We start from the raw sequence: 12,612 nt of genomic DNA, 5'->3' as shown, positions 1-12,612 counted from the left end.
GATGGTTCGTTCCGGGCAGTCCTGTGTCAGCAAACGCTGCGGAAACGGTCGACACAGGTGGACAAAACCTCTTCTCCCGGTCGCGTCCACCAGTTGTTCTGGGAGAAGATTTCGACTTCCTGCAGCCCGAAAAAACCCGCCTTCTCGATCTCGGCACGAATGCCCTTGAGGTCGATGACGCCGTCGCCCATCATGCCGCGGTCAAGAAGCAGGTCCGTCGTCGGCACGAGCCAGTCACAGATATGATGCGCGAGGATCCGGCCATCGGCACCGGCGCGAGCAATCTGCTGATGAAGCTTCGGATCCCACCAGACATGATAGACGTCGATCGCAACACCGATGCCGTCGCCCAGGAGGTCACAGATGTCGAGCGCCTGTTCGAGCGTGTTCACACAGGCACGGTCGGCGGCATACATCGGGTGTAGCGGCTCGATCGCGAGCGGAATGCCGGAGCTGCGGGCATGGGGCAGGATTGCTGCGATACCGTCGGCCACCATCTCACGGGCGTGAGCGATGTCTCTCGATCCTGCCGGAAGACCACCCACCACGAGAACGAGGCAATCAGCATTCAGCGCCGCCGCTTCGTCGATCGCCCGCTTGTTGTCGTCAATTGCCGCCGCTCTGCCCTCGGCGTCAACAGCCGGAAACATGCCGCCTCGGCAAAGCCCGGTGACCTTGAGCTTGTTGTCTGCAACAATCCTGGCAGCTTCGGAAAGACCGATCTTGTGAACCTGATCGCGCCAGGGCGCGATCGCGACGATGTCCTGCTTCAGACAGGCGTCGACCGCCTGGCGCATATCATACTGCTGGCGCACCGTCGCCAGATTGATGGATAGTCCCTCGACTGTCATTGTGATGCTCCTCCCCGATCCCCGGAGCGTCGTGCTTCCTTTTGGAAGCACAAGGACGCTCCATCTCCTTGAATCTACGCATCAGGCTTTCCGAAAATCGTGTCCGATTTTCGGGCCGATGCTGAGTCCGCTATTCGACGCCGACGGTGGCGAGGATGGTTTTCATCCGACGCACCGCCAGATCCGGATCGCGCAAAACACGGGCCGCATCCGCCAGCTGAAAAAGCTCGGAGAGATGCAGGATAGAGCGCGTGCTCTGCTGGCCGCCGAGCATCTGGAAATGGTCCTGGAAGCCATTGAGATAGGCCAGGAAGACGACGCCGGTCTTGTAGAAGCGTGTCGGCGCCTTGAAGATGTGACGCGACAACGGAACGGTTGGCGCCAAAATCTGATGAAACGCATCGAGATCGTTCTCTGCAAGTTTCGCCAACGCCGCACTTGCGGCAGGCGCGATCGCGTCGAAGATGCCGAGTAGCGCGTGCGAATAGCCTTGATCGTCACCAGCGATCAGTTCGGCATAGTTGAAATCGTCACCCGTATACATCTTCACCGACGGATCGAGCCGGCGGCGCATGACGATTTCCTTCTCGGCCGACAGCAGCGAGATCTTGACGCCATCGACCTTGGCGGCGTTCCGATTGATGATCGCGACGGCTGTTTCCATCGCCTGCATATCATCACTCGATCCCCAATAGCCGGCAAGCGCCGGATCGAACATCGAGCCGAGCCAGTGGATCATCACCGGCTCCCTGACCTGCCGGAGAATGCGGTCGTAGACGCGGGCATAATCGTCCGGGCCTTTGGCGGCGGCAGCAAGCGCCCGGCTTGCCATCAGGATGATGCGACCACCCTGCCCCTCGACATAGGCAACCTGCTCCTCATAGGCGCGAATGACATCGTCGATCGTGACATCAGGCCCTGGCGGCAAATGGTCCGTGCCGGCGCCATAGGCGATCAACGCATCCGGTCGGCCACGCGCCGCCGATTGCGCATGGGCGATCAGCTCCTTGGCGCCAGCCCAGTCGAGCCCCATGCCACGCTGCGCCGTATCCATGGCCTCCGCGACGCCGAGACCGAGATCCCAGAGATATTCGCGAAATGCGATCGTACGTTCCCAGTCGATATTGCGGTCAAGCCAGGGATCATTGTCTGCGAAGGGATCCACGACAACGTGAGCTGCGGCATAGGCGACACGATTGAAGCGATGACCGCCCGCTGGCTTAATTGGAGCGCTCACCGGCGTATTGGTGAGCGCGAAATCGGCAAGCGTGCCGCCGGCCATTGGCAAGCGAAGGCTTCTTGTCATGATATCGACCCCTCAGAGAGCAGAAAGTGCTGGTACATCCACCCAGCGGCGCTCGGCCCAGCTCTGCTGCGCCAGTTCCGCCAGCTGCACGCCCTTGGCGCCTTCGCGAAGCGTGAACTTCCACGGCGCATCCTCGGCGACATGGCACAGGAACTGCTCCCACTGCGCCTTGAAGCCGTTGTCGAAAACCTGCGTGTCCGGCACCTCGTCCCAGGTGTCGAAGAAGTTGATCGGTTGCGGCTGATCGGGGTTCCAGACCGGCTTCGGTGTATTGACGCGATGCTGGGTCCAGCAACGCATCAGGCCGCAGACGGCCGAACCATGCGTGCCGTCAACCTGGAAGGTGACGAGATCGTCGCGACGCACGCGAACGGCCCACGAGGAATTGATATGGGCGATAACGCCGCCTTCGAGCTCGAAGGTAGCATAGGCGGCATCGTCGGCATCCGCGACATAGGTCTTACCGTTCTCATCGACGCGGCTTGGGATATGGGTCGCGCCGAGGCAGCTGACAGACTGGACCTCGCCGAACAGATTATCGAGCACATAGCGCCAGTGCGGGAGCATATCGAGGATCATGCCGCCGCCCTCTTGTCTCCGATAGTTCCAGGAGGGACGCTGCGCCTTCACGCCCCAATCGCCTTCAAAGACCCAGTAGCCGAATTCGCCGCGCACCGAGAGGATCTTGCCGAAGAAGCCGCTGTCGCGCAGCATCGCGATCTTGCGTAGACCCGGCAGGAACAGCTTGTCCTGCACCACGCCGTTCTTGACGCCGCGGCGTTCGGCGGAAGCGGCAACTGAGAGCGCCTCTTCCAGCGTTTCGGAAATCGGCTTCTCGCAATAGACGTGCTTGCCGGCCGCGATTGCCCGCTCAAGCAGCTCGACGCGCATCTGCGTCGAACCGGCATCGAAGAAGATCGTGTTGTTGGGATCGGCAAGAGCGGCGTCGAGATCGGTCGTCGTCTTGGAAAGACCGTGCTTGCGCGCAATCGCCTCGATCTTTTCGGCGTTGCGGCCGACAAGTACCGGCTCGGGCATCAGCCGATCGCCGTTTGCCAACTGTACCCCACCCTGCTCGCGGATCGCCAGGATCGAACGCACCAGATGCTGATTGTAGCCCATGCGGCCGGTAATACCGTGCATGATGATACCGATCGACTTCGTCGCCATTAGAGTCATTCCTCCCGTAAATAACTATATAGTTACATAACTGACATGGCGAAGCGGTGCTGTCAACGGCCTAGGTCAATGGCCGCAGTGCAGATCGGCGGAGATATCAGGCTCGTAGCGAAAGGGCGCTTAGGGGCGCAGATAGGCGAAGATGACGTCGACGATATGCTCGCCCCAGGCATCGATCTCGGCTTTGTCGGAAAGGTTGCGCCGGAAGATCGTCGAAAGCGTCCAGCGGTTCGTCAGAAAGAAGGAGCCGAGCGCTGCGATGCTCATATAGATCTTGACGGGATCACAGTCAGGACGGAAGTCGCCAGCGGCAGCACCTCGATCAAGCAAGCCGGAAATCTCGGAAACCAACGGCGAGTGCAATTCGAAAATGCGTGCCGACCGTTTGAGGAAGCGGGCCTTATGCATGTTCTCAGTGCTGAGAATACCAAGGAATTCAGGGTGATCCAAAAAATATTGCCAGGTGAAGACGACAAGCTCCCGCATACCGTCGGCAGGCGAGCGATGGGACAGATCGAGCCGTGCCTCAGCCGAGCGGATGGCGATGTAGCTGCCTTCCAGAACGGCAACATAGAGCGCATCCTTGCCGCCGAAATAATGATAGAGCATGCGCTTGTTGATCTTGGCGCGCTCCGCAATGGCATCGACGCGAGCGCCGCCATAACCGCGCTCTGCAAATTCCTTCGTTGCTGCCGCAAGGATGGCCTTGCTGGTGCGCTCCGCATCCCTGAGACGGGGCCGTTCCGACGAACTGGTCGATGCCTGATCCGCCTTTGCAGAATCCTCGCTCTTCGTGCGGCGCTTTACAGTTCTGGCTTCCGGCATCATGGCTCCTGGCGACGTCTCTGAAGGCCTCGACGACCCTTCCTGTCGCCGATAAGTAACCGATCATCGCACAAGTTGACAGTCCCTCGCCATTTGACAGCCGTAGTAACTAGACAGTTATATCGATTGAAACGTGGATATCTATCCGGCTCACGATCCGGTGGGGCACGGATTTCGTTGAGAAATGAAAACGACGATCTTGCTTTCGCTGCCGGGCCAGCCATAGAGAACGTATAGGAACGGACATCGGATAGTTCATGGCTGAGAAGCATATCGCAATCATCGGCGGAGGCCCCGCCGGGCTCATGGCGGCAGAAGTCTTGTCTTCATCCGGCCATCGCGTCACCGTTTACGACAGCATGCCGTCCGTCGCGCGCAAGTTCCTGCTGGCAGGCAAATCCGGACTGAACATCACCCATTCGGAAGATTTCGCACTCTTTGCCGATCGCTTTGGCGCGGCATCACAGCGGCTGCGCCCCGCTCTGGATGGCTTCAAGCCAAGCGATATCCGAGACTGGGCCGAGGAACTGGGAACGGAAACCTTCATCGGGTCGAGCGGACGTGTTTTTCCGAGGGTGATGAAGGCATCGCCGCTGTTGCGCGCCTGGCTCGCTCGGCTGGAGGCACGGGGCGTAAGCATCCTGACGCGGCACCGCTGGTCCGGCTTCGCCGATGAGCGACTGGTGTTCGAGACGCCGCAAGGCCAGAGCTTTGTCGAATATGACGCCGTCCTGCTCGCGCTCGGCGGAGCCAGCTATCCTCGATTGGGTTCGGACGCGGCATGGGTCGACTGGCTTGGCAACCGGAAGATCGACATCGCTCCCTTTCAACCCGCCAATTGCGGCTTTGAGGTTGCCTGGAGTGCACCATTCCGAGACCGTTTCGCCGGTGCACCGCTGAAGGCCGTCACGGCGACCTCGGAAGCTGGAACATTTCCCGGCGAATTCGTCATTTCAAAAACGGGTATAGAGGGCAGCCTCGTCTACGCACATGCCGCCGCACTCCGCGACCGGCTGGTCAATGAAAACAGTGCCGCATTGATCATCGATCTGGCGCCCGGCCGCGCGACTGAACGGCTGGCTCGCGATCTGGCGCGGCAAGATCCGAAAGCCAGCCTGTCCAACCGCCTGCGCAAGGCTGCCGGAATAGAAGGCGTGAAGGCTGGCCTTGTTCGCGAGCTTGCCGGGCCACCTGCCCTTTCGCAACCGGAAGATCTTGCTCGCTTGATCAAGGCCTTGCCCATTCCTTTGCTGAGACCAAGGCCCATTGTCGAGGCCATCTCGTCGGCCGGCGGCATCCGCTGGAGCGAGCTCGACGACAATTATATGGTGAGGAAGCTTCCCGGTATTTTCGTGGCCGGAGAGATGATCGATTGGGAAGCGCCGACGGGCGGCTATCTTCTGACGGCCTGCTTTGCTACCGGGCGCGCGGCGGCCGAGGGCATGGAAGCTTGGCTCAAGCGTTGAGGGTACGGGCATGAGCCGCTTTATTAGGCCATGTTGGAAATAAAGGCCCGTTGGGAATGAACATGATAAGCGACGAAAGCGTTCGCCCCGATATCTTCATCCTTATGCGTGCTTCCCGTGCCGAAAAAGTTTTCGGCGCGCCTCAAGACCTGAAGCAGTTTTGGCTTGCCCTCACTGTGCTGGCCCCAGCATCGGACTTAGTCGAAAATTTAAAGCTCCTAAACAGTCGGACGTTAAACAGTGGCAAAAGGCTGAGAGCCTAGTTCGTCACGGTTTCCTGTTTGAAAGCGTTGGTGAACCCTATCCAGCGGAAATCGGCGATGTGGAAGCATTCGCTCAAAGGCACGCGGTATATCTGCAACGTCGGCGCAACCGAGATGCCGAAATGTATGCAGTGATTGAGACTGCATTGAACAGGGTCACCAAGGTTTAAACCTTATCGAGATGGCTCAGTCAGTCAAAGACAAGACTCTGCAAGTCTACGATCGACCGCTCGCGCGCAACTCTGAAGCTCCGCGTCCTGCATCATCGTCCTCCGAGCGAATATAGACTTGCAGCGTGTAGCCAATGTGCTCGGTCATCAGCACCTTGGCACGGTCGAGATCGCGGTCGAGTGCAGCCTCCATCAGCGCCGTATGATGCTCGATCGCCATGGCATCCTGCAGGGCCGCTGCCGCCTTTTCATAGCCGATCGTCAGGCCGGCGGCAGCACGCTGCGTCGGCGCGAGACCGAGGAAACGGTGATGGCGGCGGAGCTGGTCGCTGATGGTGGCCTGAAAACGGAGGAGCCAGTTCGATGTTGCCGCGCTGACGAGCGCGGCGTGAAAGGCCGTGTGTTTCTCGTCCCAATCATCGGCCATCTCGTCGGATGCGTCATCCGGCACGATCTTGCAGCGCGACAGGCGGTAGTGCGCCGTGACGACAGCCGATTCCCAATCCGGGCCGCCCCTTTCGATCGATTCCATGAGCAACGGCAACTCGACGATCATGCGCGCGCGCATCAGGTCTTCCAACTCTTCACGCGAGACCGGTGCGACGGCAAAGCCACGATTGCTGACCGCCGTCACCAGCTTCTCAGCCTCCAGCCGCGAAAGTGCCTCACGAAGCGGCGTCCAACCAACGCCATAGCTGTCTCGCAAGGCCCCGAGCCGCAAGGACGCGCCGGGCCTCAGCCTCGTATTGAGGATATCGCGTCGCAACAGCGCATAGGCCGCCTCCGTTTTGCTCAACGCGTCCTTGTCTTCCATGCCCTCATCCCCATCGTCTCCCGGCCAGGATTATATATAAAATCGCCGTACAGGGAAAATATATATTAAAGCTGCACGCCCTGCATATCATATATCTCAAATTGACAGGAGTTCAGCAGTCGCTATGATCCCCGCCAAGAGAGCCTGAGGGAACATGGCTCCTTGACACATCCGGGAGGGAAATATGCGTAAATCTACGTCCAAATGGCTGTCCAGCCTCGTGGTCGCCGGTGCATTTATGGCGGGCGTCGCCACAGCGTCAGCCGAACCCATCAAGATCGCAATCGCCAACTTCGGCGAGCATCCGCAGCTCAACGCCTCGATCGCTGGTTTCAAGAAGGCGCTTGCCGAGAACGGCTTCGTCGAAGGCAAGGATGTCGTCTATTCCGAAAGCAATACGAGCTTCGACGCATCGCTCGTGCCGCAGATGATCGCCAAGCTCCAGGCCGAACATCCGAAGCTGATGTACACGGTCACGACGCCGGTATCGCAGATCGCCAAGAAGGCGCTTGCCGGCTCCGGCATTCCGATCGTCTTCACCGCGGTCACCGATCCGGTCGCCGCCAAGCTCGTCCCGTCATGGGATTCAGGTGATGTCGGCATCACCGGTTCGAGCGACCTGCAGGACATTTCCGCGATCCTGACCTTCACCAAGAAGCTGCTCCCGAATGCCAAGCGCATCGGCGTGCCCTACAATCCGGGCGAAGCCAACGACGTCGCACTCATCGATAAGGTGAAGGCAGCCGCTCCAGCGGCCGGCCTCGAAGTGGTGCCTGTCGGCGTCGACAACGTTAACGACATCCAGCAGCGCATTGCCTCTCTCGCCGGCAAGGCTGACGTGATCTACACGCCCGCCTCCAACCTGCTGCAGCCGGCGATCCCCGCCGTTGCCGCCGCCGCTCGCCAGGCACAGATCCCGATCGTCAATTCCGACGACGCCGCAGTTCGCAACGGTGTCGTGCCGGCAAGCTTCGCCGTCAACTACATCCAGGTCGGCGAAAATGCCGGCAAGATTGCCGCGCAGATCCTGAAGGGCGCCGACCCGAAGACGATCAAGCCCTCCGTTCCGGCCTACAAGGACCACGCGCCGCTGATCAACAAGGCCGTCCTGAAGGCATTCGGTGCCGAAGTGCCTGCTTCGCTTGCCGATTGCAATTGCTTCACGAAGTAATAGGCGGCATTTTCGAGGGATCAATCCGATCCATGGCGGCGTCAAAGGCGCCGCCATTTCATAACCCTACACTGCAGGGGAGGCACGGATGCTGGATATCAAATCCGCGCGCAAGGTTTTCTACAAAGGCCAGCCCGACGAAAAGGTCGCGCTCAATGGCTTGACGCTCTCCCTCAAAACAGGCGAATTCGGTGTCGTCATCGGCTCGAATGGCGCGGGCAAGAGCAGCATGCTCAACGCGATCTCCGGCGCTCTCAATCTCGATTCCGGCCAGGTCCTTATCAGCGGCAACGACGTTACCAACATGCCGGTGCACAAGCGCGCCGCGCGCCTTGCCCGCGTGTTCCAGGATCCGATGAAGGGAACCGCCGCCAGCATGACGGTCGGCGAAAACATGCTTCTGGCGGAGTTGCGCGGCAAGAGCCGGGGATTTCGCCCGGGCCTGAACGCAGCCCGCCTCGCCGCTTATAAAGAACGGCTCGCAGTTCTAGGCCTCGGCCTGGAAAACCGTATCGACACCAAGGTGGAGCTTCTTTCGGGCGGCCAGCGCCAGTCGCTGTCGCTCATCATGGCGGTCGGTGGATCGCCCGACGTATTATTGCTCGACGAGCATACGGCCGCACTCGATCCCCGCACCGCCGACATCGTCATGCAGGCAACGGTGCGCACTGTCGAGGCGCTGAAGCTGACGACATTGATGGTGACGCACAACATGCAGCACGCCGTCGATTTCGGAGACAGCATCATCATGCTCGATGCCGGGCGTGTTCATCTCGAAATTACAGGTGAAGGCAAACGGCGCATCACCGTGCCGGAACTCATCGGTCATTTCGCCGTCAAGACCGACCGCATGCTGCTGGTGAGCTGACATCATGATGGATTTCATTCAATCGACCGTTTCGAGCTTCGTCTCGCTTATCCCGGTCACGCTGGCCCAGAGCTTTATTCTGAGCTTCGTCGTCCTTGGGATCATGATCCCATTCCGGATGCTGAGTTTTCCGGACCTGACCAGTGAAGGCGCATTTCCGCTCGGCGGCTGCGTCTGCGGCATATTGCTGGCAGCCGGTGTCTCGCCACCGCTTGCGATCGCCGTTGCCTTCGTCGTCGGCCTTGCCGCCGGCTGCTGCACTGCCTTCATTCACCTTCGCTTCCGCATTCACACGCTGCTGGCCGGCATCCTGATGTCGACTATGCTGTACAGCGTCAACCTGGGCATCATGGGCAAATCCAACCTGTCCGTCTTCGGCTCGCCGACCGTCTTCGACGTCGTGCCGTTCACCGAACCCGGTTTTCCGGTGAGCAAGATCGTCATTGCCGGCCTGCTTGCCGTCGTCGTGCTGATTGGACTTAACCTCTATTTCAAGACGGAAAAGGGTACGGCGATGCGCGCCGTCGGCTCCAACCCCGACATGGCAGAGGCGCAGGGCATCAATGTGTGGGCTGCGACAATCGGCGGTGTTGGCATCGCAAGCGCATTCTCCGCCGCCAGCGGCGCATTGATGGTGCAGTCGCAAGGCTTTGCCGACGTTAATATGGGCATCGGCATCCTGATCAACGGTCTTGCGGCCCTCATGATCGGCGAAGCCTTCACCGGCAAGCAGACCGTGCTGCGCCAGCTGCTAGCACCCTTCGTCGGGGCAATCATCTACTATCAGCTCGTGTCGCTCTGCCTTGCGGCCGGCATGCCACCGCCGAATTTGAAGCTCGCAACCGGTCTGTTCGTGCTCATCATGCTGGCCTTGCCCAGCATCCGCCGGAGCCGCGGCGGTGCGGCCACCCGGGAAACCATTCGCGAATAAATCAAGAGGCCATAGTATCATGGACAGCCTTCCCGATCTCGCAGCCATCGAGGCTATGGACGAGACCGATCCGTTGCGCGCCTTCCGCAGTCGCTTTGCCCTGCCTTCCGGCGTCATCTACCTCGACGGCAACTCCCTTGGCGCCGCATCGCACGAAGTTTTCGCCGAAGTGCGTCAGGCGGCCATGGAAGAATGGGGCAACGGCCTGATCCGTAGCTGGAACAGCGCCGGATGGTTTCATCTGCCGATCGAGCTCGGCGACCGCATCGGCCGGTTGATCGGGGCTGCGGAAGGCCAGACCGTCGTGACCGATTCCACATCGATCAACATCTACAAGACCCTGCATGCGGCCTTGGCCATGCGGCCGGACCGCAACGTCATCGTTGCCGAAGGCGATAGTTTCCCGACCGATCTCTACATGGCAGAGGGCGTTGCCTCGACCCGTCCTGGCGTCACGCTGCGTCTGGAAGGCCGCGATGCCGAGACGATAGAAGAGCTGATCGACGACAGTGTCGCCGTCGTCCTCATCAATCACGTCAACTACAAGAACGGCGAGCTGCGTGACATGGCGGCGCTGACCAAGCGCATCCAGGCATCGGGCGCGCTGGTCATCTGGGATCTCTGCCATAGCGCCGGTGCTCTACCAGTCGACCTCGATGGCGCAAACGCAGATTTCGCCGTCGGCTGCTCCTATAAATATCTGAACGGCGGCCCCGGTGCGCCGGCCTTCATCTATGCGGCGCACCGCCATCACCAATCGATCGTCCAGCCGCTCAGTGGCTGGTGGGGTCATGCCCGTCCGTTTGCCTTCGAGCGCGGTTTTGATGGCGATGCCGGCATCAGGCGCTTCCTGTGTGGGACGCAACCCATTCTGTCCCTGAGGGCGCTGAAGGGTGCTCTTTCCATTTGGGACGACGTGGATATGAACGCGCTGCGCCAGAAAAGCATCGCCCTCAGCGATCTCTTTATCCAACTCGTCGAGGCAAGGTGCAGCCAGTACGGCGTCGTGCTCGATACCACACGGAACAGCGAGAAGCGCGGCAGCCAGGTCTCTTTCACCCACAACAATGGCTATGAGATCATGCAGGCGCTGATCGAGCGCGGCGTCATTGGTGATTTCCGCGCGCCTTCGACACTGCGCTTCGGCTTTACGCCGCTTTACGTCAGCTATCGCGATGTATGGCTGGCAGCCTCAGTGCTGGAGGAAATTCTGAGCAGTGGGTCCTGGCGCGATCAACGTTTTGCCGTCCGCTCGGCGGTGACCTGACCCCCGTCATGTTGGTCGCCAAACCGCTAGAGCATGATGCCGAAAAGTGCGCGCGGTTTTCGGGCGACATCATGCTCTACTTCTTTGATTTTAGAGCGGATTCAGATTTTAGGTCGAGCAGATCTAAAATCATCCGGCTCTAAGGAGCAGCAGATGAGCTATTTCAAGGTCACCGATTGGGACAGCGCCTATACCAACAGCGCCTACATCGTCGATGGCGACCAATGGCCCGAGGCGTGGATTGAGCCGGCTCGGGCCTTCCGAGACAGCATGGCTGCGGCCGGCCGCGCAAAACTCGACCTTGCCTATGGTCCCGGTGAGCGCAATCGCTTCGACCTCTTTCTGCCCGAAGGAGAGCCTAAAGGACTGGTCGTCTTCGTTCATGGCGGCTACTGGCTGCAGATGGACAAGAGCTACTCGTCGCATCTGGCAGCGGGCTCGATTGTGGCCGGCTATGCGGTGGCGATGCCGTCCTACACGCTTTGCCCGGAAAATAGCATCAGTGGGATAGGCCGGGAAATAGGCGCAGCAATCACGGCAGCGGCCGGTATGGTCAACGGCCCCATCATTGTGACGGGACACTCGGCCGGCGGCCAACTGGCGGCACGCATGATGACGACCACATCACCACTTGGCGAGGCGATCCTCAAACGCATTCGTCATGTCCTGGCCATCTCAGGCGTGCATGATTTGCGTCCGATCATGAGGCGCAGCATGAACAAGGAGCTTCGTATCGATGATGCCGAAGCAAGGGCCGAAAGCCCGGCGCTGCTGGAGCCTGTCGGCACCATCCGCTTGACCTGCTGGGTCGGCGGCGCCGAACGCGCCGAGTTTGTCCGGCAGAACGCATTGCTCGCCAATATCTGGGTCGGGCTTGGCGCCGCAACAGCTGTGGTGGTGGAGCCGGACAAACATCATTATTCAATATTGGACGGTCTCATGGATGCCGATCATCCGCTGACGCTGACCCTACTTGCAGCATAGAAATCTCGAAACAGTATTCGAAGCATGCCCTCGATACAATTCCGCACCGAGGGCACTTTGTTCTTACGCGTCGACGGGCGCGTTCATCGCCCAGACGACACCGAAGGGATCGCGCATCTGACCCCAGCGATCGCCCCAGAACATCACCTGCGGCTCAACGACGACCTCCAGCCCCGCATCGACGGCTCGCTTCCACCATGCATCGAAGTCTTCGACCACCAGCTGCATGACGAAGGACTGCGGCTTCTCCAACGCATGGCCGTACTCAGGATAGGCGTCACCCAGCATGACCGAGCTGCCGTTGATATAGAGATGGATATGCATCGTCCGGCCTTTTTCATCGACCGGAAACATGAATGCTTCCTCCGCGCCGAAGGCACGCTTGTAGAAATCGGCCGCTTTGACCGCGCCATCCACCGTCAGATAGGCCACCACGCCGCCGCGAACGGGCACACGTGGCTGAGAGGATTGCTTCTGGTCTGCTGCATCAGTCATGTTCGTCTCCTTGCGAACTGGA

The 12,612-nt window shown here is 60.0% G+C and carries 12 protein-coding genes; 6 read left to right on the top strand and 6 right to left on the bottom strand.

What is annotated here, in order from left to right; genetic code table 11:
• Positions 1 to 26 precede the first annotated feature (26 nt).
• The 4 genes from GGD46_RS22475 to GGD46_RS22460 all read right to left on the bottom strand — a co-directional run bounded on the left by GGD46_RS22475 (position 27) and on the right by GGD46_RS22460 (position 4,161).
• Complete coding sequence (locus GGD46_RS22475; protein WP_184708118.1) at positions 27 to 851, bottom strand: sugar phosphate isomerase/epimerase family protein; 825 nt, start codon at positions 849 to 851, stop codon at positions 27 to 29.
• Positions 852 to 981: 130 nt separating this feature from the next.
• A complete protein-coding gene (locus tag GGD46_RS22470) occupies positions 982 to 2,157 on the bottom strand; it encodes a dihydrodipicolinate synthase family protein (RefSeq protein WP_184708117.1) in 1,176 nt (391 codons plus the stop codon).
• A 12-nt stretch (positions 2,158 to 2,169) separates the two neighbouring features.
• Complete coding sequence (locus tag GGD46_RS22465) at positions 2,170 to 3,327, bottom strand: Gfo/Idh/MocA family protein (protein ID WP_184708114.1); 1,158 nt, start codon at positions 3,325 to 3,327, stop codon at positions 2,170 to 2,172.
• 129 nt (positions 3,328 to 3,456) lie between these two features.
• Positions 3,457 to 4,161: a TetR/AcrR family transcriptional regulator gene (locus tag GGD46_RS22460; RefSeq protein WP_184708112.1), complete on the bottom strand. Its 705-nt coding sequence runs from the start codon at positions 4,159 to 4,161 to the stop codon at positions 3,457 to 3,459.
• 257 nt (positions 4,162 to 4,418) lie between these two features.
• Between GGD46_RS22460 and GGD46_RS22455 the strand changes: the two genes are divergently transcribed.
• Positions 4,419 to 5,627, top strand: a complete 1,209-nt coding sequence (locus GGD46_RS22455; protein ID WP_184708110.1) for a TIGR03862 family flavoprotein — start codon at positions 4,419 to 4,421, stop codon at positions 5,625 to 5,627.
• A 479-nt stretch (positions 5,628 to 6,106) separates the two neighbouring features.
• On the opposite strand, the gene GGD46_RS22450 is transcribed toward GGD46_RS22455, so the two are convergent.
• Positions 6,107 to 6,874, bottom strand: a complete 768-nt coding sequence (locus GGD46_RS22450) for a GntR family transcriptional regulator (protein WP_184708108.1) — start codon at positions 6,872 to 6,874, stop codon at positions 6,107 to 6,109.
• A gap of 184 nt (positions 6,875 to 7,058) precedes the next feature.
• Between GGD46_RS22450 and GGD46_RS22445 the strand changes: the two genes are divergently transcribed.
• The 5 genes from GGD46_RS22445 to GGD46_RS22425 all read left to right on the top strand — a co-directional run bounded on the left by GGD46_RS22445 (position 7,059) and on the right by GGD46_RS22425 (position 12,095).
• Positions 7,059 to 8,045: an ABC transporter substrate-binding protein gene (locus GGD46_RS22445; protein WP_184708106.1), complete on the top strand. Its 987-nt coding sequence runs from the start codon at positions 7,059 to 7,061 to the stop codon at positions 8,043 to 8,045.
• Positions 8,046 to 8,133: 88 nt separating this feature from the next.
• On the top strand, positions 8,134 to 8,913 hold the full coding sequence (locus GGD46_RS22440; RefSeq protein ID WP_184708104.1) for an ABC transporter ATP-binding protein: 780 nt from the start codon (positions 8,134 to 8,136) through the stop codon (positions 8,911 to 8,913).
• Positions 8,914 to 8,920: 7 nt separating this feature from the next.
• Positions 8,921 to 9,844: an ABC transporter permease gene (locus GGD46_RS22435; RefSeq protein ID WP_184708300.1), complete on the top strand. Its 924-nt coding sequence runs from the start codon at positions 8,921 to 8,923 to the stop codon at positions 9,842 to 9,844.
• A gap of 19 nt (positions 9,845 to 9,863) precedes the next feature.
• Entirely contained in the window at positions 9,864 to 11,111 is a 1,248-nt protein-coding gene (kynU, locus tag GGD46_RS22430; protein WP_184708102.1) for a kynureninase, read from the top strand.
• Between the two features lie 153 nt (positions 11,112 to 11,264).
• The gene (locus tag GGD46_RS22425; RefSeq protein WP_184708100.1) at positions 11,265 to 12,095 is read left to right on the top strand and encodes an alpha/beta hydrolase; all 831 of its coding nucleotides are present in this window, start codon (positions 11,265 to 11,267) and stop codon (positions 12,093 to 12,095) included.
• Positions 12,096 to 12,158: 63 nt separating this feature from the next.
• Here the strand turns inward: GGD46_RS22425 and GGD46_RS22420 are convergent, their stop codons facing one another.
• Entirely contained in the window at positions 12,159 to 12,590 is a 432-nt protein-coding gene (locus tag GGD46_RS22420; protein WP_184708098.1) for a glyoxalase/bleomycin resistance/extradiol dioxygenase family protein, read from the bottom strand.
• Positions 12,591 to 12,612: the final 22 nt, after the last annotated feature.

Source organism: Martinezella lusitana (assembly GCF_014207095.1).
Lineage (GTDB): Bacteria > Pseudomonadota > Alphaproteobacteria > Rhizobiales > Rhizobiaceae > Rhizobium > Rhizobium lusitanum_B.
Note: the sequence above shows the minus strand (reverse complement) of the source record. Positions and strands in the feature narration are given on the sequence as shown.